Origin of the sequence: Pseudomonas linyingensis, assembly GCF_900109175.1 — a bacterium.
In the GTDB taxonomy this organism is placed as follows: domain Bacteria; phylum Pseudomonadota; class Gammaproteobacteria; order Pseudomonadales; family Pseudomonadaceae; genus Geopseudomonas; species Geopseudomonas linyingensis.
In genome coordinates this window covers 248880-268829 of sequence record NZ_FNZE01000001.1, presented here as the reverse complement: position 1 = coordinate 268829, position 19950 = coordinate 248880, and the positions used below count along the sequence as shown (strand labels likewise).

The window sequence follows — 19950 nt, the reverse complement described above, 5'->3', positions numbered from 1 at the left end:
CATGGCGGCCAAACCGTTACAGAACAGCACCTTCGTCTGGGAGGGCACTGACCGCAAGGGGTCGAAGGTCAAGGGCGAGATCAGCGGCCTGAACCCCAACCTGGTCAAGGCCCAACTGCGCAAGCAGGGCATCAACCCGCTCAAGGTCAAGAAGAAGGCCGGCTCGCTATTTGGCAAGGGCAAGGCGATCAAGCCCATGGATATCGCGCTGTTCACCCGGCAGATGGCGACCATGATGAAGTCCGGCGTGCCGCTGTTGCAGTCGTTCGACATCATTGCCGACGGCGTGGAAAACCAGAACATGCGCGCCCTGGTGCTGGAGGTGAAGCAGGAAGTGGCCGCCGGTAACAGCCTGGCTAACTCTCTGCGCAAGAAACCGCTGTACTTCGACGACCTGTACTGCAACTTGGTGGACTCCGGCGAGCAGGCGGGTGCCTTGGAAACTCTGCTGGATCGGATCGCCACCTACAAGGAAAAAACCGAAGCCCTTAAGGCCAAGGTGAAGAAGGCGATGACCTACCCGATTGCGGTACTGGTGGTGGCGCTGATCGTCTCGGCGATATTGCTGATCAAGGTAGTGCCACAGTTCGAGAGCGTGTTCGAAGGCTTTGGTGCCGAACTACCTGCCTTTACCCAGATGGTGATCGGCCTGTCCGAAGTGGTGCAGGAGTGGTGGTTTGTCGCCCTGATTGGGCTAGTCGGCATAGGCTTCGTCTTCAAGCATGCTTACCGGCGTTCCGAAAAGCTCCGCAACCAAGTGGATAGGACGTTGCTGAAGGTGCCTTTGGTCGGCGATATCACCTACAAGAGCGCCGTAGCGCGCTTCGCGCGCACGCTGTCCACCACCTTCGCTGCTGGCGTGCCGCTGGTCGAGGCGCTGGACTCGGTGGCCGGCGCCGCCGGCAACGTGGTATTTCGCGATGCGGTCAACAAGGTTAAGCAAGATGTCTCCACCGGCATGCAACTGAACTTCTGCATGCGCTCCACCGGAGTGTTCCCAGCCATGGCCATCCAGATGACCTCCATCGGCGAAGAGTCCGGCGCCCTCGACACCATGCTGGACAAGGTGGCCGAGTATTACGAAGCGGAAGTGGACAATATGGTCGACAACCTGACCACGTTGATGGAGCCGATGATCATGGCCGTACTCGGCGTACTGGTCGGCGGCCTGATCATCGCCATGTACCTGCCGATCTTCCAGCTGGGCTCCGTCGTCTGAAGCATGAATATTATCGAATTTCTGGCCAGCAACACGCTGGCAGTGGTTTTTTGCGCCAGCGTGCTCGGCCTGCTGGTCGGCAGCTTCCTCAACGTAGTGGTCTACCGCCTGCCGATCATGATGCAGCGCGACTGGCAATCCCAGGCACGCGAAGTGCTCGAACTGGAGAGCGAGGAGCCGGCCGAGCGCTTCAACCTGCTGCTGCCGGACTCCAGCTGCCCGCACTGCGGGCACCAGATCCGTGCCTGGGAGAACATCCCGATCATTAGCTGGCTGCTGCTGCGCGGGCGCTGCTCGGGCTGCAAGGCGCCGATCAGCAAGCGCTATCCGCTGGTGGAGCTGACCTGCGGCGTGCTTTCGGGCTATGTCGCCTGGCATTTCGGCTTCACCTGGCAGGCCGGTGCAGTGCTACTGCTGAGCTGGGGGCTGCTGGCGATGAGCCTGATCGACGCCGACCATCAGCTGCTGCCGGATGTGCTGGTGCTGCCGCTGCTGTGGCTGGGGCTGATCGTCAACCAGTCGGGGCTGTTCGCCTCGCCGGGCGATGCGTTCTGGGGCGCGGTGGCCGGCTATCTCAGCCTGTGGTCGGTGTACTGGCTGTTCAAGCTGGTGACCGGCAAGGAAGGCATGGGCTACGGCGACTTCAAGCTGCTGGCGATGCTCGGCGCCTGGGGCGGCTGGCAGATCCTGCCGCTGACCATCCTTCTCTCCTCGGTGGTCGGTGCCGTGCTCGGCCTGATCATCCTGCGCCTGCGCAGCGCCGAAAGCGGCACCCCCCTGCCCTTCGGCCCCTACCTGGCCATCGCCGGCTGGATTGCGCTGCTGTGGGGCGATGAGATCACCGGAAGTTATCTGCGCTTTGCCGGGATCAACTGAACTCCCCTGCAACATATCGCCAGCAAGCTGACTCCAACCGTAGGAGCCGGCTTGCTGGCGATCTGCCCCCTCCCCGCCTAATCCGTAACTGGCACCCCGTAGCCGCGACAGGGATAATGTGTCCATAGCAGCAACGGACCTTACCCATGAAACCCTGGATACTCGGCCTCACCGGCGGCATCGGCAGCGGCAAGAGCGCGGCGGCCAACCATTTTGGCAGCCTCGGCGTGCATCTGGTCGATGCCGATCAGGCTGCACGCTGGGTAGTGGAGCCGGGACGGCCGGCGCTTACCCATATCGTCGACCGCTTCGGCGAACAGATCCTCCAGGACGATGGCGTACTGGACCGCGCGGCACTGCGTGCGCGGATCTTCCAGGCGCCGCAGGAGCGCCAGTGGCTGGAGCAGTTGCTGCATCCGCTGATCCGCGAGGAGATGCGCAATGCGCTGGACGAGGCGCGCTCACCCTATGCCATCCTGGTCTCGCCGCTGCTGGTGGAGTCCGCCGCGCAGCGGCAGATGAGCCAGCGCGTGCTGGTGGTGGATGTGCCGGAGCAGGTGCAGATCCAGCGTACCGTGCAGCGCGACAGCGTACCGGAAGAGCAGGTGCGCGCCATCCTGCAGGCCCAGGCCAGCCGCGAGGAGCGCCTGCGCCACGCCCACGACGTGCTGGTCAACGACCGCGACCTCGTCTGGCTGCAGCGCGAGGTGGAGCGCCTGCACGACTTCTATCTGACCCTTCAAGGAGGCCAGTCATGAGCACGAAAAAGCCGCTGACCGTAGCTTGTCCGACCTGCGCCGCTCCGGTGGAATGGACTGCCGACAACCCATACCGACCGTTCTGTTGCGAGCGCTGCAAGTTGATCGACCTCGGCGCCTGGGCGGCCGAGGAGCATGCGATTCCCGGCGACAGCCTCGAGGATGACCTGTTCAGCGGAGAGCTGGACGCCCCGCGGCACTGAGCACGAACACACTCTCTCGGGCGACCTCACGGTCGCATCGCCGCGAGGTCGCGCCTCCTACAGGATTTTCACCCCATCCATGTGCACTCGGGACGTTACAACCACGGCGGCGGCGGTTCCTCGCGTTGCGGTGGGGCGTCTGCGGCTTCCAGCGCCGCCTGGCGGCGTGCCTCGTCGGCCAGTGCGGCGTTGATCTCGCGCATCACCGCATCGACGTCGGCCTCTTCCTCCGGTTCCTCGAACTCGCCGGTCAGCTCGCTGGTCGGGGTCAGCTTGCCTTCCTCGTAGAGCGCCCACATTTCCTTGGCATGCTTGCAGGTCAGCAGTTCGGGCGCGAAGTGGCCGAAATAGGCGTTCATGTTGGCGACATCGCGCTCGAGCATCTTGAACGCATGGTTGTTGCCGGCAGCATCCACCGCCTGTGGCAGGTCGATCACCACCGGGCCGTCCGGGCCAAGCAGTACGTTGAACTCCGACAGGTCGCCATGCACTAGGCCGGCGCAGAGCATCAGCACCACTTGGCGGATCATGAAGGCGTGGTACTCGCGCGCCTGCTCGGGGGTCAGCTCGACGTCGTTGAGGCGCGGTGCGGCATCGCCGTCGACGCCGGCCACCATCTCCATCAGCAGCACGCCGTCGAGAAAGTCGTAGGGCTTGGGCACGCGCACGCCGGCGCTGTCCAGGCGATACAGCGCGGCCACCTCGGCGTTCTGCCAGGCCTCTTCCTGCTCCTTGCGCCCGTGTTTGCTGCCGCGGGCCATCGCTCGTGCGTCGCGGCTGTTGCGCACCTTGCGGCCTTCCTGGTACTGGGCCGCCTGGCGGAAGCTGCGCTTGTTGGCCTCCTTGTAGACCTTGGCGCAGCGCAGCTGATTGCCGCAACGCACCACATACACGGCTGCTTCCTTGCCGCTCATCAGCGGACGCAGCACCTCGTCGATCAGGCCATCCTCGGCCAGTGGCTCAAGGCGTTTTGGTGTTTTCATCAGTTTTTATAGGGCTCGCACTTGCCTGGAAAAATCCCGTCATCTTATACGGCAAACGACCGGCGCGGCGTAGCAATTGCCGGCAGACTTGCTGCATTGCCGACGAAAGCCGAAGCTATGCTCCATCAAGGAGCGCCCATGAACATCGACGAACTGACCCGCCGCCTGCACGCCATCCGCGATCACAACGACTGGCGGCGCTTTCACAGCCCGAAGAACCTGACCATGGCCGCCAGCGTGGAGATGGCCGAGCTGGTGGAAATCTTCCAGTGGCTGAACGAGGACGAGGCGCGCGCCCTGCCGCCCGCCCAGCTGGAACACGCCGGCCAGGAGATCGGCGACGTGGTGCTCTACCTTCTGCTGCTGTGCAGCGAACTGGGCCTGGACCTGGACGCCGTGGTGCGCGCCAAGCTGGCCGACACCGAACGGCGCTATAAGTAATGACTGCACACACTCAACACGACCGCCACTTCGACGAACTGGCCACGCGCTTTGCCGAGAAGATCTACGGCGGCGCCAAGGGCGCGATCCGCCTGGCAGTACTGCAGGCCGACCTCAAGGAAGTGCTGCCCGAACGCCCGCTACGGGTGCTCGACGTCGGCGCCGGGCTCGGCCACATGAGCCTGTGGCTGGCCGAGCACGGCCATCGGGTGACCCTCGCCGAGCCGGCGGCACCGATGCTCGAGGGTGCCCGCGCACGCTTTGCCGAAGCGGGCTGTGCGGCCACCTTCGTCCAGGCCCCCTGGCAGGAGCTGCTCGGCCAGTTCAGCGAGCCCTTCGACCTGGTGCTCTGCCATGCCGTGCTGGAGTGGCTGGCCGAGCCGCCGGCGATCCTGCCGGTGCTGCACCAGCTCACCGCGCCGGATGGCTGGCTGTCGCTGGCCTTCTACAACCGCGACGCGCTGATCTATCGCAACCTGCTCAAGGGCCACTTCCGCAAGCTGCGCCAGGAGCGCTTCGCCGGCGAAGGCCAGAGCCTGACCCCGCAGCGCCCGCTGGACCCACACGAGCTGGCCGGGCAACTCGACGACTGGTTCCGGGTCGAACAGAGCAGCGGCGTGCGGGTATTCCACGACTACATGCCGGCCGACTTCCAGGCCCGCGCCGAGCTGACCGACCTGCTGGAGATGGAGCTGGCGCACCGTCGCCATCCCACCTTCGCCGGCCTCGGCCGCTACCTGCACTGGCTGTGCCGACCACAGCCCTGAACGACGATTGAACGAGGGCGAGCACGGGCGCAAGCTGTGCACTGCGCAACCCGAAATCCGGAGGTGCCGCCATGCCTGTCCGCGCCCCAGCCCTGTTGCTGCTCGCCGTCCTCGCCGGCTGCCAGAGCAGCAATCCCTACACGGCCAGCCGCCTGCCCTATCCGCTGCCGCCAGAGGACCCGGCAACGGCGCGGCAGGCCGATCCCGGCAGCTATCCGCCGGCCACCCGCGACTTCGGTCAGTATCGCCACTGGCAGTGGGCGGAGGAGGTGGACGAGGTGCTGGCCGGCATCGTCAGCGCCGAACTCGACCGCCGCGGCCTGCGCCCGGCCAGCGCGCAGAATCCGGCCACCCTGAGCCTGCGCGTGTCCCAACGCAGCGCCACCCGGCAGCGCCAGGTCTACGACGACCCCTACCTCGGCGCCGGACTGGGCTACTACCACCACCGCTACGGCTACTGGGGCGGCATGCCCTACTACCCACTGGTGCGCACCGTCACCTATCGGGTCGAGGAAGTGCAGCTGGAGTTCTTCGATGCCCGCAGCGGCGAGGCGGTCTGGCAGGCCGCTGGCGAGGCCGAGCACACAGGGCGTGGCGCCGCCGCGGACACCCTGCGCCGGGCGGTCCGCCGGGCGCTGGACGGCTTCCCGCAGCCTTGACCGTAGCCTCTGCCGCGACCACTGTTATCGGTACGACGCCAATCCCGGCGCCCCTCTGCATCCGGGAGCTCTCCATGTTCCAGCGTTTCCTTGTCCTCGCCGCCCTGCTCGGCCTGGCCGCCTGCCAGAGCATCCAGGTCGACAGCGACTACGACCCCCACCGCGACTTCGCCGCCCTGCAGACCTGGGGCTGGCAGGAGCCGGCCGTGCAGTACCGCCCGAACGATCCACGCCTGGCCAGCGGCCTGACCGAACAGCGGGTGATGCAGGCCGTCGAACAGCAACTGGAACAGCGCGGCCTGCGCCAGATCGCGCCCGGGGCGCCGGCCGATATCCACGTGCAGGCATTCCTGATCGTCGACGTCCGCAGCGAGCAGATCGCCACCTACTACGGCAGCGACCTGATGAGCGACCGCTGGGGCGGCCTGTGGGCCTCGCCCGGCTACACCGAGGTGCGCACCCGCGACTACCAGGTCGGCACCCTGCAGCTGGACTTCCTCGACCGCGACGGCAAGCTGATCTGGCGCGGCAGCGGGGCGCAGCTGGTGCGGCGCAACCCGGGCTCGCCGCAGGAGCGCTCCGCGGCGATCCACGAAACCGTGGCGAAGATCCTCAGCCAATACCCGCCACGGCGGCGCTGAGGGATGGGCCAGCGCATCCTGATCCTGGTCGCCAGCGGGCCGAGCACGCCGCAGCGCTGCGCCGCGCCCTTCCACATCGCCACCCTGCTGGCGTGCATGGATGCCGAGGTGACCCTGTTCCTCACCGGCGAGGGCGTGCAGCTGGCGCGGGAGGAGATCGCCGACTCGCTGTGCGCCATCGACGGCGGCGAGCCGGTCCGCCACTTCATCCGCCAGGCCAAGAGCGCCGGCGCGCGCCTGCTGATGTGTCGCGCGCCCGGCGTGCCGCTGCACGAATACCGACTGATCGCGGAGGTCGACGAGCAGGCCAGCGGCGGCGAACTGGCGCAGATGATCCTCGAATACGATCGGGTGCTGACCCTTTGATCCGCTGAGCAAGGAAAGCCATGAGTGAAATCCTCACCCTGCACGGCCTGCCCTTCCCCGCCGAGCTGCTGTATGCGCCGGCGCACAACCTGTGGCTGCGCGAGGAGCCTGACGGCAGCGTCACCCTCGGCCTGAGCGCCTATGGCTGCGCACTGTACGGCGAGATATTCGCCTTTACCGCCAAACGCGCCGGCCTGCACATCGAGGCCGGGCGCAGCTTCGGCGTGATCGAGTTCGCCAAGGCGGCCAGTTCGGCCCGCAGCCCGCTGGCCGGCATGCTGGTTGAGGGCAATCCGCGCGTGCAGGAGCAGCCGGCGCTGATCAACCGCGACTGCTACGGCGAGGGCTGGCTGGTGCGCATCCGCCCCGACGACTGGCCGGCGACGCGCGCCGACTTCGTCAGCGGTGAGCAGGCGCTGGCCGCCTTGGTCGAGCAGATGCGTCTGGACAACTTCGACCCGCAGGCTCCGGGCGTGCAGGCGCTGCAGTGGAAAAGCTGAGGCGGGAAAATGGCGGAAGGCAGTGAGAGTCGAACTCACCCGGGAACGGCTGCCGTCCCCAACCGGGTTTGAAGCCCGGCCGCGCCACCGGGCGCGATTGCCTTCCTTGTCTCGCGGGCGGTGTGCCAGCGGGCACGCCACCTGAACTCATGCCGCGGCCGGTTGGGCCGCCTGGGCCAGGGCGTTGTCGCGGCGCACCTTGCGCTCGTTGCCGCTGCGGCGGGTCAGGCCGATGCGGTCGAAATGCTCGAGGATCTGGATGCAGCGCTTGCGGCCGATGCCGAGGCCGTCGCGAAAATCGATCACCCGGATGATCCCCACGCTCGCCTCCAGCTGCAAGACGATCCGCGCCAGCTGCTGCAGGGTTTCCTGCGGATAGAACAGGTCCTTGACCACCTGCTGCGCCAGCCCGAGGCGCGCCAGCTTGCGCAGCAGCTGGCGCATGGCGTTTTCCTCCACATTCAGTTCGGCGGCCAGCTCGCGTACCCAGGGCGGATCAAAACCACCCTCGAGCAACAGCGGCCAGCACTGGATGCGCAGTTTCTCGTCGGCCTCGCTGAGCTGCACCCGGTGCTCAGGCAGGTGCAACCAGGGTCCGCTGGACTCCACGGCACCCGTCTGCAACGCCTGGTCGAGCAGGGCGATGAACAGCGGGCGCTCCAGCTCGGCGAAGGCGTAGCGGCGCAGGCGATCGCGATCGGGGCCGAGTTCGTCGGGCTGCTCCTGATGAAACCGCGCCAGCGCCGCGACCAGCCGCTCGCCCAGCGCCAGCCAGCGCTCGCCACTCAGCAGCCGGGGGCCGAGACGGGTGGCGATCTCCACCACGTCCGCCGGCACACTCCAGAGCGCCCGCGGACGGTTGAACTGGCGCTCCAGTACACGGGGATCGAGGCCGTCGGCCGCCTCGCCCAGCAGCGCCGGTAGTGCCCGCTCCAGACTTGAGCTACGCAACGCCATCAGCTGCGCCAGCCGCCCCGGCGTGCGCCGCTGGCGCGCCGGCGCGAAGGGATCGAGCACCCGCCCGCCGCCGAGGGTGCGCTGCGCCGACTGGTCGCGCAGCACCAGGGCATCGCCATGCACCGCGTGCAGCGGCGCGTTGAGCAGCAGCTGCGCCAGCATGTTGCCGCCCGGCGTCAGACTGTCGCCTTCGAGCAGGGCGACCCGGCCGGTGACGTCCTGCGCGCCCAGATGCACGTGCAGCGGCGTCCAGTGCTTGAGTTCGCGCGCCTCCCCCGGCAGCAGGCGCAGGTCGATGTCGATGCGGGTGGTCGGCGCGTGCAGCGCCGCGTCGAGCAGCCAGTCGCCGCGGTGGATCAGCTCCACCGTCAGCCGTTCGCCAGCCAGGTTCAGTGCCACCCGCTGCCCAGCATGGGCCTGCTGCGCTTCGCGGTTCTGCGCATGCAGGCCGCGCACCCGCACGCGGCGGCCGGAGGGGCTGAGCAGCAGCTCGTCGTCGACCGCCACCTGGCCGGCCAGCGCTGTACCGGTGACCACCACGCCGGCGCCGGCGACGCTGAAGGCGCGGTCGATGGCCAGGCGAAAATGCCCATCGCTGGCCCGCGCCGCCACCGCGCGGGCCAGCTCGCCCAGCTCAGTACGCAGGGCGTCGATGCCAGCACCGCTGAGGCTGGAGACGGTAAACAGCGGCGCATAGGCAAAGGGGCCGGCGGCCAGCAGACAGGCCACCTGGGCCTCGACCTCGGCCAGGCGCACCGGCTCGACCCGGTCGATCTTGGTCAATGCCACCAGCGCGTGGGGAATGCCCAGCAGTTCGACGATGGCCAGATGCTCGCGGGTCTGCGGCATCACCCCATCGTCGGCGGCCACCACCAGCAGCACGCAATCGATGCCGCCGGCACCGGCCAGCATGTTGTGCACGAAGCGCTCGTGGCCGGGCACGTCGATGAAGCCGGTCAGCTCGCCGTTGCCCAGGTCGGCATAGCAGTAGCCTAGGTCGATGGTGATGCCGCGCTCGCGCTCCTCGCGGCGGCGGTCGCCGTCCACACCGGTCAGCGCGCGCAGCAGCGCGGTCTTGCCGTGGTCGATGTGCCCGGCGGTGCCGATGATCACGGTGCCTCCCCGCGCAACAGCGCCAGCTGGCCGACGAAGGCAGGCTCGTCGTCGAGCTGGCGCAGGTCGAGCCACAGGGCATCGTCGTCGAGCCGGCCGATCACCGGCAGCGGCAGCAGGCGCAACGCCTCCTCCAGCTGGCGCAGGGCGCGGCCGCGCAGGCGCTTGGGCTGCTGCGGGCGCAGGCACAGCGCCGCGCTGGGCAGGCGCGCCACCGGCTGGGCGCCGCTGCCGATCATGCCCAATGCCTCGACCGCGGCGACCTGCCAGCTCGGTCCCAGCGCGGCCTGCAGCGGCGGGGCCAGCCGCTCGGCCTGGGCGCGGATTTCTTCCTGCGGGCGGCTGAGCAGGCGCAGGGTCGGCAGGCGCTCGGCGAGCCGCTCGGGATCGCGGTACAGGCCGAGCACCGCCTCCAGCGCGGCGAGGGTCAGCTTGTCCACGCGCAGGGCGCGCTTGAGCGGGTGCTTCTTGATTCTGGCAATCAGCTCGCGACGACCGACGATGATCCCGGCCTGCGGCCCGCCGAGCAGCTTGTCGCCGCTGAAGGTGACGATGTCGGCGCTGGCGGCCAGCGCCTGCTGCACCGTCGGCTCAGCCGGCAGCCCCCAGCGGGTCAGGTCGACCAGCGTACCGCTGCCTAGGTCCTCCAGCAGCGGCAGACCGTGGGCGTTGGCAATGGCCGCCAAGCGCTCGGTCGCCACACTGGCGGTGAAGCCCTGCACGCTGTAGTTGCTGGTGTGCACGCGCATCACCAGACCGCTGCGCGGGCCGATGGCCGCCTCGTAGTCGTGCGCATGGGTGCGGTTGGTGGTGCCGACCTCGACCAGCTTCACCCCGGCGCGGGCCATGATGTCGGGGATGCGGAAGGCGCCGCCGATCTCGATCAGCTCGCCGCGGGAGATGATGCCTTCCTTGCGCGCACCGAGGGCGGCCAGCGCCAGCAGCACGGCGGCGGCGTTGTTGTTGACCACGGTGACCGCCTCGGCGCCGGTCAGCTCGCGCAGCAGGCCCTCGACCAGATCGTCGCGGTCGCCGCGCCGGCCGCTGGCCAGGTCGTACTCGAGATTGAGCGGGTAGCGCGCAGCCTCGACCACTGCGTCGATGGCCGCCTGCGGCAGCAACGCGCGGCCGAGGTTGGTGTGCAGCACCGTGCCGGTGAGGTTGAACACCCGGCGCACGCGGCTGCGGTGCTGGGCGGCCAGACGTTCGCCGGCACGCCCGGCGAGCACCGCCTCGCTCAATTCGATTTCCGCCAGTTGGCCGTGACGGGCCGGCTCGCGCATCTCGTCGAGCAGGTCGCGCAGGGTGGCGAGCAGGGCCTCTCGGCCGTAGCGACGCTGCAGCGGCTCCACCGCCGGGCAGCGCAGCAGCTTGTCCACCGAGGGCAGACGCAAGGCGGTCATCCCTCGCCTCCCGGCATCATCAGCAGGTTGGGCGCCTGGCGCAGGTAACCTTCACCGTCAAGCAGCAGGTCGAGGTCGAGACTGGCCAGGTCGGCGGACAGCGCCTCGCCGGCCGGCTCCCGCTCCAGGTAGAGCTGCTTGAGGTAGTGGCGGCACTCGGGGCAGGCCTCGGCCCTCACTCCGTGGGGCGAGTGCTCGAGGTGCAGGTAGTCGAGGCGCTTGGTGCTCTTGCAGTGGCTGCACTTCAGGCGCACGTAGTGCCATTCGCAGGCGCACTGCGAGCAGACCAGATAGCGCAGACCGTTGCGCACGCCGTGGCCGTGGACCACCCCGGCCATCGGCAACGCGCCGCAGGCTGGGCAGGTCTGCTGGTCCTCGGCCTCTGCGATGGCGGCGAGGTCCGCAGTCAGCAACCAGTGACTCCACGCCAGCTGCAGGGCAGCGCCGACGAAGGGCGCCACGCCGGCCGGCACACTGGCGTACTGGCCGCTGACCAGCGCCACGCCCCAGGCCTTGCGCTGGCCCATATCGGCGCCGCGCAGTTGCTCCAGCGCCGCGTTGAGCGATGGATTGACCGGAACGGGCGGCACTAAGGCGTCCAGCCAGGCGTCGAGCAGTGCCAGCCAGGCGTCCTCGCGCACAGCGTTGTCGCAGGCCAGCGGCGGCATGCCGTGGGCGATGGCCTGGGCGCAGCGCTGCGGATCGGCGGCGGGAACGGGCGGCGGCGCATCCAGCACCTGCTGCTGGGCGCGGCAGACGGCGGCGAGCAATCCGAGGTAGCCGCCCAGCGCATGTCCTTCGGCCAGGCGAGCGAGGCGCTCGGCACGCAGACCGAACAGGTTGCGCGGCGGCAACTGGAGAAATGCGGGCTTGCTGGCGGCGGCCGCGATCTGGCCGGGCTCGAGAATGGTGCCTGACACGCAGGACTCCTTCTGGGCTTGTTGTCGTTTTTTATGGGCCTGAAGGGAAGGATAGCCGCTGTTTTCGAGTCTGCATGGGCGCCTTATGGGACGCGGAGAGTCCCGGGCGGCGTTCCCACGCGGGTGCGTGGGAACGATCAGGCTGGAAGGCTGCCGTCTACTTGCGGCCGATCTCCTTGAACCAGCCCGGATGATGCTTGCGCGCCCAGGCGCGGCTGACCTTGCCGGTGAGCATGGCATCCACCGAGCCCTTGACCCAGATCGCCGCGTAGATGTGCACGATGATGCTGGTGACCAGCACGAAGGCGGCCAGCGCATGGGCCACGGCGGCCAGGCGGATCAGCCCGACGCCGAACAGCTGGCCGAAGTACTCGCGCCAGATGACGATGCCGCTGGCCAGTAGCACCAGCATGCACAGCACCAGCACCCAGAACAGCAGCTTCTGCCCGGCGTTGTAGCGGCCGACTTCCGGCAGGCGCTCCTCGCGGTTGTTGAGCACGTCGCCCATCTGCCCGAGCCACTGGCGGTCGTTGGCGTTCAGGCGGTTATGCCCGGCGAAGCGGATGGCCATGATCAGGAACAGCACGAACATCGCCACGCCGAGCAACGGGTGCAGGATGCGCGTCCACACGCCGCCGCCGAACAGGCTGCTCAGCCAGAATAGCGCCGGATGGAACAGCGCCAGCCCGGACAGCCCGGCGAGAAAGAACAGGATGGCCACGGCCCAGTGATTGGACCGCTCCGAAGGGGTGTAGCGCTGGATCTCGTGTTTCATGCTTGGCTCCCGGAAGGGGGCGGCGTAATGCCGGCCCCCTCACCCCAGCCCTCTCCCCCGTGGAGAGAGGGGGGGTGGTTGGTGGCTGAGTCGAGCCGCGCTGAGCGGCTCAGGGCTGCTTGTTCGGGTCGACCACATGCACCGACGGATCGACCGTGTGCACCGTCGGCTCGCCGGGGTCCTCCTCCTCGTCCACCCGGTTCGGACCGACCCGCACGTAGTGGAAGAAGCCGGCCAGCACGGTGGCGCCCATGGCCAGCAGCGCCAGTGGTTTGGCGACGCCCTTCCACAGGCTGACCAGCGGGCTAATCGCCGGCGCATCGGGCAGCCCGGCGTACAGTGACGGCTGGTCGGCGTGGTGCAGCACGTACATCACGTGGGTGCCGCCGACGCCGTCCGGGTCGTACAGCCCGGCGTTGGCGAAGCCGCGCTCCTTGAGGTCGACGATGCGTTCCGCGGCATGCACCTGCATGTCCTCCTTGCTGCCGAAGACGATGGCGCCGGTCGGGCAGGTCTTCACGCAAGCCGGCTCCAGGCCTACCGCCACGCGGTCGCTGCACAGGGTGCACTTGTAGGCCTTCTTGTCCTTCTGCGAGATGCGCGGGATGTCGAAGGGGCAGCCGGTGATGCAGTAGCCGCAGCCGATGCACTTGTCCTGGTTGAAGTCGACGATGCCGTTGGCGTACTTGACGATCGCCCCCGGGCTCGGACAGGCCGCGAGGCAGCCGGGCTCGGCACAGTGCATGCAGCCGTCCTTGCGGATCAGCCATTCGAGGTTGCCGCTGTCGGGGTTCTCGTACTCGGCGAAGCGCATCAGCGTCCAGGATTCGGCGCTGAGGTCGTTGGGGTTGTCGTAGGTGCCGGCGTTGCTGCCGACCTCGTCGCGCAGCTCGTTCCATTCCGAGCAGGCCACCTGGCAGGCCTTGCAGCCGATGCACTTGGAGGTATCGATCAGCTTGGCCACCTCGCCGGGCTGACGGACCTGCGGCATCGGCGTGGTGGTGGCGGAGCGGGCGATGATGTCCTGAGTAGCCATTTCACACCTTCTCCACGTTGACGAGGAATGACTTGAACTCCGGCGTCTGCGTGTTGCCGTCGCCGACGAAGGGCGTCAGGGTGTTGGTGATGAAGCCGTTCTTCGCCACCCCGGTGAAGCCCCAGTGGATCGGGATGCCGACGTGGTGCACGGTCTTGCCGTCCACGGTCAGCGGCCGCAGGCGCTTGGTCACCACCGCCACCGCCTTGATGTAGCCACGGTTGGAGGAGACCTTGACGCGATCGCCGGCCTTGATGCCGAGATCCATGGCCAGCGCCTCGCCGATCTCGACGAACTGTTCGGGCTGGGTGATGGCGGCGAGCCGGCAGTGCTTGGTCCAGTAGTGGAAGTGCTCGGTCAGCCGGTAGGTGGTGGCGGCGTAGGGGAACTCCTCCGCCTGGCCGAACACCTCCAGGTCGTTCTTGAACACCCGCGCGGCCGGGTTGCTGATCGCCTGGGCGTTGCCGTGCAGCGGGTTGCGCCCGATCGGCGTCTCGAACGGCTCGTAGTGCTCGGGGAACGGGCCCTCGGCCATCATGCCCACAGCGAACAGCCGCGCCACGCCCTCGGGATTCATGATGAACGGATTCATCCCGGCTTCCGGCGGCGAGTCGGCCTTGAAGTCGGGCACGTCGGTGCCGCCCCAGCTCTTGCCGTTCCACCACACCAGGCGCTTCTTCACCGGGTCCCACGGCTGGCCGGACGGGTCGGCCGAGGCGCGGTTATAGAGGATGCGCCGGTTGGCCGGCCAGGCCCAGGCCCAGCCGAGGGTCTGGCCCATGCCGTAGGGGTCGGCGTTGTCGCGCCGTGCCATCTGGTTGCCGGCCTGGGTCCAGGCGCCGCTGAAGATCCAGCAGCCGCTGGCGGTCGAGCCGTCGGCGCGCAGCTGGGCGAAGCCGGCCAGCTGTTCGCCGGCCTTGGCCAGCACGGCGCCGCTCGCCGGATCGCTGACGTCGGCCAGGGCCTTGCCGCTGAACTCGCGGGCCAGCTCGTCCGGTCCCGGCTCGTCCGGGCGCAGGTAGGGCCAGTCGAGGTTGAGGATCGGCGCGGCGAAAGCCCCGCCCTCCTTCTGGTACAGCGCGCGCAGGCGTTGGAACAACCCGGCCATGATGGCGATGTCGGTGCGCGCCTCGCCGGGCGGCTCGGCGGCCTTCCAGTGCCACTGCAGCCAGCGCCCGCTGTTGACCAGCGAGCCGTCCTCCTCGGCGAAGCAGGTGGTCGGCAGGCGGAATACCGTGGTCTGGATCGCCGCAGTGTCGACGTCGTTGAATTCGCCGGCGTTGCGCCAGAACTCCGAGGTGTCGGTGGCCAGTGGGTCCATGATCACCAAGTACTTGAGACGGGCCAGCGCCGCGCCGACCTTGGCCTTGTTGGGGAAGGCGGCGATCGGGTTGAAGCCCTGGCAGAAGTAGCCGTTGACCTGCCCCTGGAACATCATGTCGAACACCTTGAGCACGTCGTAGCCGGGCACGTCGAGCTTGGGCAGCCAGTCGTAGGCCCAGTTGTTCTCCGCCGTGGCGGCCTTGCCGAACCAGGCCTTCATCAGGCTGACGTGGAACTTCTCGTAGTGCTGCCAGTAGGACAGCTGCCCCGGACGCAGCGGCAGGCTGGTGCGCTTGCCGATGTAGGCGGAGTAGTCCTGCTCGGCATCGCCCGGCAGGGTCAGGTAGCCCGGCAGCAGGTTGGACAGCAGACCGAGGTCGGTGAGGCCCTGGATATTGGAGTGGCCGCGCAGGGCGTTCATCCCGCCGCCGGGCATGCCGATGTTTCCGAGCAGCAGCTGCACCATGGCGCCGGTGCGGATCATCTGAGAGCCCACCGTGTGCTGGGTCCAGCCGAGGGCGTACATGATGGTCATCGCCTTGCCCGGCTGCGCGGTCTCGGCGATGGCGTCCCAGACCTTGAGCATGGTTTCCTGCGGCGTGCCGCAGATGCTGCTGACCAGTTCCGGGGTATAGCGGCTGTAGTGTTTTTTCAGCAGGTTGAACACACAGCGGGGGTGGCTGAGGGTCGGGTCAACCACGGCATAGCCGTCCGCGCCGATCTCGTAGCCCCAGGCGGACTTGTCCGGATAGCTGCGCTTGGCCGCGTCGTAGCCGTTGAACAGGCCATCCTCGAAGCCGAAGCCCTCCTTAACCACGAACGACACGTCGGTGTAGTTGCGCACGTACTCGTGCTGGATCTTGTCGTTGGCGATCAGGTAGTTGATCAACCCGCCGAGGAAGGCGATGTCGGTGCCGGTGCGGATCGGCGCGTAGAGGTCGGCCACCGAGGCGGAACGGTTGAAGCGCGGGTCGACCACGATCAGGCGCGCCTTGTTGTGCGCCTTCGCTTCGGTCACCCACTTGAAGCCGCAGGGGTGGGCTTCAGCGGCGTTGCCGCCCATGATCAGCACCAGGTCCGCATTCTTGATGTCGGACCAGTGATTGGTCATGGCGCCACGGCCAAACGTCGGGGCAAGACCTGCCACCGTCGGGCCGTGTCAGACACGCGCCTGGTTGTCGAACGCCAGCATGCCCAGCGAACGCACCACCTTGTGGGTGAGGTAGCCGGACTCGTTGGAGGACGCCGAGGCGGCGAGGAAGCCGGTGCTCAGCCAGCGGTTGACCGTCTGCCCGGCGGCATTCTTCTCGACGAAGTTGGCGTCGCGGTCGGCCTTCATCAGCTTGGCGATGCTATCGAGCGCCTCGTCCCAGCCGATCCGCTTCCACTCGCCGCTGCCGGCCTCGCGCACTTCCGGATACTTGAGGCGGTTGGGGCTGTGCACGAAGTCCAAGAGGCCCGCGCCCTTCGGGCACAGGGTGCCGCGGTTGACCGGGTGGTCGGCGTCGCCCTCGATGTGGATGATCTCCTGGGCGACGTTCTTGCCGCCGTCGCCCTGGCTGTACATGATCAGGCCGCAGCCAACCGAGCAGTAGGGACAGGTGTTGCGCGTCTCGCGGGTACTGGCCAGCTTGAAGTGGCGGATCGTCTCGGCGTAGGCCGGAGGCGGGGCCATGCCCAGTGCCGCCATGCTCGACGCCCCAAGGCCCACACCGCAGACCTTGAAGAACTGTCGACGGTTCATGTCCATCGTGTCTTCCTCATCAGGGACAGGGAAGCCCATGGCCTGGCACTACCACTGGCGAACCACTCGAACGGCCCGGGCGACTGCATCGCTCTAACCATAGCCCAGTCTGTCTCCCCCGCCAGTACGGCCCGCCCCGCGTCGGTTGCGGCATACTAGCGGCCTGCCCAGTCTCTCGTTTCGCGGAGTCGCACCATGTCCTCGTTCAGCTGGTTCCTGCTCGCCCTGCCCCTGCTCTCCGGGGCCATGATGCCGATGCAGGCCGGCATCAACGGCCAGCTGGCGCGGCACATCGACAGCGTGCTGAGCGCCTCGCTGATCTCCTTTCTGGTCGGCACCCTGCTCCTGCTGGTCATCACCCTGGCTCAGCGCGAACTGCCGAGCAGCCTCGCGCCGTTCAGGGGCCTGAGCTGGTGGCACTGGACCGGCGGCCTGCTCGGCGTGCTGTTCGTGGTCAGCGCCGCCTTCGCCGGCCCGCGCATCGGCGCCCTGCTGTTCATGTCGCTGGTGCTGGCCGGGCAGATGAGCGCCGCGGTGGTGCTCGACCACTACGGCTGGGCCGGCTTTCCCCAGACCTCGGTGACCGCGGGCAAGGTCGCCGGGCTGGTGCTGATCGTCGTCGGGGTGTGGCTGATCCGCCGCGGCTGAGCGCTCAATCGCGACTCAGGCGATAGAACAGGTTCGGCTCGCTGACCAGGTATAGATGGCCCTGCCCGTCGATGGTCATGCCTTCGGCCTGCGGAACACTGCGCTCGAGCCCGGCGAAGCCGCCCTGCAGCGAGCGGAAGCTGACCAGCTGGCCTGCGCCGTTCAGCTCCATCACCAGACGCGACTCGTCGCTGAGCAGCAGCAGATGGCCGCTGCGCTCGTCGAAGTGCACCGAGGACAGGTCGCGGGCGATGACCGCGTCGCGAATCCACGCCTCGCGGTCGATCACCTGCAGGTCGAAGCGGCCGTCCAGGCTGGCACGCAGGCCGCGGATTTCGTAGAGCTTGCGCGGCGTATGCTCCTTGACCACGAACAGCCGGTCGCCGCCGCGATCGTAGCCGAGGCCCTCGAAGCCACTGTTGTCCGTGCCCTGCAGGCCCAGGGTCAGCGCCGGGTAGTCGCCGCGCCGCAGCGCTCCGCCCTGGTCCGGCACCGGCACCACCACCAGCGCGCCGCGGCGCTCCTCGGCCAGCACCAGCAGGTTGTCGCCGAGGTAGGCGATGCCCTCGACATCCTCGAAGCCCTGCAGCGGCCAGCGTCCACGCAGTTCGCCGTCGCGGCTCAGCGCCAGCAGCTCGGGCGGATTATTGACCACCGCCCACAGCTGGTCGCGGCGCTCGTCCCAGGCCAGTCCGGACAGGTTGTCGTCGATGCCGGCCAGCGATCGCGCCTCGACCCGCACCCGGTAGTCCGGCAGCCACAGGCTGCGCGTCTGCCACTCGTCGGCATGACTGCTGGTGCGCAGCCACTGGTAGAGCCGCTGGTCGAGGTGCAGCGCCTGCATCTGCCAGAACAGCGCCACGACGACCAGCAGCAACGCCCAGCGCCAAGGGTTGAACTGCGCCAGCCGCCCCGGTCGGCCCTTGCTTGCAGTGATCAACATGATCGGTTGCTCCCGATTGATGTTGCAGGCAGCCTACCCCAAGCATATTGCAGCCCGGCGACTCCGGCCGACCACCCGTCCGTGGCCGTCGCCACCCTCATCGAGCGCTTGCGTGTGCACGACAAATCCGCGCCGTCGACCACCTTCTGGAGTACTGAACGAGCACCATGAGCAGCCTGTGCGACGCCTGGCGGCACGCCCCCACCCAGCGCCGGGTGTGGGCGCTGGCCGGGCCGATGATCCTTTCCAACCTATCGGTGCCGCTGGTGGCGCTGGTCGACAGCGCGGTGGTCGGCCACCTGCCGCACGCCTACCAGCTCGGCGCCGTTGCGGTGGGCGGCAGCCTGTACAGCCTGCTGGTATGGACCTTCGGCTTCCTGCGCATGGGCACCACCGGCTTCGCCGCCCAGGCCTGCGGGCGCGGCGACGGCGGGGCGCTGCGCCAGCTGCTGGGCCAGGGTCTGCTGCTGGCCGGCGCTCTGGCGCTGCTGTGCGGCCTGCTGGTGGTGCCGCTGCTGCCGGCGCTGCTGACGCTGATGCAGCCGGGCGCCGAGCTGGACGCCCTGGCCCGCGACTACCTGCACATCCGCCTGCTCGGCCTGCCGGCCGCGCTGGCCAGCTATGCGCTGATCGGCTGGCTACTCGGCAGCCAGAATGCCCGCGCGCCGCTGCTCATGCTGCTGACCGCCAACCTGCTCAACGTGGCGCTCGACCTGTGGTTCGTCCTCGGCCTGGAGTGGGGTGTGGCCGGCGCCGCCTGGGCCTCGGTGATCGCCGAGTGGAGCGGCGCGCTGCTCGGCCTGGCGCTGGCCAGCCGGCGTCTGCGCGAATACCTTGGCCGCGCGGACTGGCAAGCGCTGCGCCGCTGGGCCAGCTGGCGACCGCTGCTGGCGGTGAACCGCGACATCTTCATCCGCACCCTGGCGCTGCAGAGCGTGTTCCTGCTGCTCACCGTGCAGGGCACCCGCCTCGGCGACGCCACCGTGGCGGCCAACGCCCTGCTGCTCAACGGCCTGCTGCTCACCGCCCACGCCCTCGACGGCCTAGCCCACGCGCTGGAGGCGCTGTGCGGGCATGCCATCGGTGCGCGCGACCGCCTGGCTCTGCGCCGCAGCCTGTGGGTCGCCGGGATCTGGTCGCTGCTCGCCAGCCTCGGCTTCGCCGCGCTGTTCCTGCTCGGCGGACAGTGGTTCGTCGACCTGCAGACCGACATCGCCGAGGTGCGCGCCATCGCCCATGCCCACCTGCCGTTCCTCGCCGCCCTGCCGCTGCTGGCGGTGTGGAGCTACCTGCTCGACGGCCTGTTCATCGGCGCCACAAGGGCGCGGGAGATGCGCGATGCGATGCTGCTGGCGTTCGCCCTGTGCCTGCCGCTGGCCTGGCTGCTGCAAGGACTCGGCAACGCCGGGCTGTGGCTGGCCTTCCTCGTCTTCATGCTGACCCGCAGCCTTGTTCTCGGCGCCTTCTTCTGGCGCATCGAGCGGCGCGGCGGCTGGGTTCCCGCAGAGCGGTAGGCGGGCCAGCCTCGGCGCGCGGCCTTTGGACTTTTGGCGGGCCTGCCGGCCCGTATCGCCGCGAGGTCGCGCCTCCAACAGAGCTGGCAGGGCTATTGCTTGAAGATGGCATCAAGAGGAAAGCCCTCTGCGTCAGCGCAGGACAGGCAGCTGCTAGAATG

Annotated in this window: 20 protein-coding genes and 1 tRNA gene; 12 read left to right on the top strand and 9 right to left on the bottom strand. The window is 68.3% G+C overall.

All coding sequences use genetic code 11. The features are described 5' to 3' along the window. Nucleotide 1: 1 nt before the first annotated feature. The 4 genes from BMZ19_RS01355 (at nt 2) to yacG (ending at nt 3056) form a co-directional block, all read left to right on the top strand. Complete coding sequence (locus BMZ19_RS01355; RefSeq protein ID WP_090305716.1) at nt 2-1219, top strand: type II secretion system F family protein; 1218 nt, start codon at nt 2-4, stop codon at nt 1217-1219. 3 nt (nt 1220-1222) lie between these two features. Beyond that, nucleotides 1223-2095 (top strand): prepilin peptidase, encoded by an 873-nt coding sequence (locus BMZ19_RS01350; protein ID WP_090305712.1) that lies wholly within the window; start codon nt 1223-1225, stop codon nt 2093-2095. A 146-nt stretch (nt 2096-2241) separates the two neighbouring features. Further along, entirely contained in the window at nt 2242-2853 is a 612-nt protein-coding gene (coaE, locus tag BMZ19_RS01345) for a dephospho-CoA kinase (protein ID WP_090305710.1), read from the top strand. Continuing rightward, nucleotides 2850-3056, top strand: coding sequence for a DNA gyrase inhibitor YacG (yacG, locus tag BMZ19_RS01340; RefSeq protein WP_090305707.1), 207 nt, complete (start codon nt 2850-2852; stop codon nt 3054-3056). Before coaE ends, yacG begins: the two co-directional genes overlap by 4 nt. A gap of 95 nt (nt 3057-3151) precedes the next feature. On the opposite strand, the gene BMZ19_RS01335 is transcribed toward yacG, so the two are convergent. Beyond that, nucleotides 3152-4039, bottom strand: a complete 888-nt coding sequence (locus tag BMZ19_RS01335; RefSeq protein ID WP_090305705.1) for a PA4780 family RIO1-like protein kinase — start codon at nt 4037-4039, stop codon at nt 3152-3154. A 138-nt stretch (nt 4040-4177) separates the two neighbouring features. Between BMZ19_RS01335 and BMZ19_RS01330 the strand changes: the two genes are divergently transcribed. The 6 genes from BMZ19_RS01330 to BMZ19_RS01305 all read left to right on the top strand — a co-directional run bounded on the left by BMZ19_RS01330 (nt 4178) and on the right by BMZ19_RS01305 (nt 7413). Then, nucleotides 4178-4480, top strand: a complete 303-nt coding sequence (locus tag BMZ19_RS01330; RefSeq protein ID WP_090305702.1) for a MazG-like family protein — start codon at nt 4178-4180, stop codon at nt 4478-4480. After that, nucleotides 4480-5247, top strand: coding sequence for a methyltransferase domain-containing protein (locus BMZ19_RS01325; RefSeq protein ID WP_090305697.1), 768 nt, complete (start codon nt 4480-4482; stop codon nt 5245-5247). The genes BMZ19_RS01330 and BMZ19_RS01325 overlap by 1 nt, the downstream gene beginning before the upstream one ends. 71 nt (nt 5248-5318) lie before the next feature. Then, a complete protein-coding gene (locus BMZ19_RS01320; protein WP_090305695.1) occupies nt 5319-5906 on the top strand; it encodes a DUF4136 domain-containing protein in 588 nt (195 codons plus the stop codon). A gap of 74 nt (nt 5907-5980) precedes the next feature. Then, on the top strand, nt 5981-6547 hold the full coding sequence (locus BMZ19_RS01315; RefSeq protein ID WP_090305690.1) for a DUF4136 domain-containing protein: 567 nt from the start codon (nt 5981-5983) through the stop codon (nt 6545-6547). 3 nt (nt 6548-6550) lie between these two features. Then, nucleotides 6551-6913 carry a DsrE family protein gene (locus tag BMZ19_RS01310; RefSeq protein ID WP_090305687.1) on the top strand — a complete coding sequence of 121 codons (363 nt, stop codon included), beginning with the start codon at nt 6551-6553 and terminating at the stop codon, nt 6911-6913. A 20-nt stretch (nt 6914-6933) separates the two neighbouring features. Further along, a complete protein-coding gene (locus BMZ19_RS01305) occupies nt 6934-7413 on the top strand; it encodes a glycine cleavage system protein H (protein WP_090305685.1) in 480 nt (159 codons plus the stop codon). Nucleotides 7414-7423: 10 nt separating this feature from the next. Here BMZ19_RS01305 and BMZ19_RS01300 read toward each other — a convergent pair. The 7 genes from BMZ19_RS01300 to fdnG all read right to left on the bottom strand — a co-directional run bounded on the left by BMZ19_RS01300 (nt 7424) and on the right by fdnG (nt 16690). Beyond that, a tRNA-Sec gene (locus BMZ19_RS01300) sits at nt 7424-7519 on the bottom strand. A 41-nt stretch (nt 7520-7560) separates the two neighbouring features. Continuing rightward, the gene (gene selB / locus BMZ19_RS01295) at nt 7561-9483 is read right to left on the bottom strand and encodes a selenocysteine-specific translation elongation factor (RefSeq protein WP_090305682.1); all 1923 of its coding nucleotides are present in this window, start codon (nt 9481-9483) and stop codon (nt 7561-7563) included. Then, complete coding sequence (gene selA / locus BMZ19_RS01290) at nt 9480-10886, bottom strand: L-seryl-tRNA(Sec) selenium transferase (protein ID WP_090305679.1); 1407 nt, start codon at nt 10884-10886, stop codon at nt 9480-9482. The genes selB and selA overlap by 4 nt, the downstream gene beginning before the upstream one ends. Further along, on the bottom strand, nt 10883-11806 hold the full coding sequence (gene fdhE / locus BMZ19_RS01285) for a formate dehydrogenase accessory protein FdhE (RefSeq protein WP_090305673.1): 924 nt from the start codon (nt 11804-11806) through the stop codon (nt 10883-10885). Before fdhE ends, selA begins: the two co-directional genes overlap by 4 nt. Nucleotides 11807-11963: 157 nt before the next feature. Beyond that, nucleotides 11964-12581: a formate dehydrogenase subunit gamma gene (locus BMZ19_RS01280; protein WP_090305670.1), complete on the bottom strand. Its 618-nt coding sequence runs from the start codon at nt 12579-12581 to the stop codon at nt 11964-11966. A 109-nt stretch (nt 12582-12690) separates the two neighbouring features. Next, entirely contained in the window at nt 12691-13617 is a 927-nt protein-coding gene (fdxH, locus tag BMZ19_RS01275; protein WP_090305667.1) for a formate dehydrogenase subunit beta, read from the bottom strand. A 1-nt stretch (nt 13618) separates the two neighbouring features. Further along, complete coding sequence (gene fdnG, locus BMZ19_RS01270; protein ID WP_139214626.1) at nt 13619-16690, bottom strand: formate dehydrogenase-N subunit alpha; 3072 nt, start codon at nt 16688-16690, stop codon at nt 13619-13621. A gap of 189 nt (nt 16691-16879) precedes the next feature. Between fdnG and BMZ19_RS01260 the strand changes: the two genes are divergently transcribed. Beyond that, nucleotides 16880-17332: a DMT family transporter gene (locus BMZ19_RS01260; RefSeq protein WP_090305658.1), complete on the top strand. Its 453-nt coding sequence runs from the start codon at nt 16880-16882 to the stop codon at nt 17330-17332. Between the two features lie 4 nt (nt 17333-17336). Here the strand turns inward: BMZ19_RS01260 and BMZ19_RS01255 are convergent, their stop codons facing one another. After that, complete coding sequence (locus tag BMZ19_RS01255) at nt 17337-18275, bottom strand: SdiA-regulated domain-containing protein (protein WP_090305655.1); 939 nt, start codon at nt 18273-18275, stop codon at nt 17337-17339. Nucleotides 18276-18442: 167 nt separating this feature from the next. On the opposite strand from BMZ19_RS01255, the gene BMZ19_RS01250 reads away from it, so the two are divergent. Then, entirely contained in the window at nt 18443-19789 is a 1347-nt protein-coding gene (locus BMZ19_RS01250) for an MATE family efflux transporter (RefSeq protein ID WP_090305652.1), read from the top strand. The last annotated feature ends 161 nt before the right edge of the window (nt 19790-19950 follow it).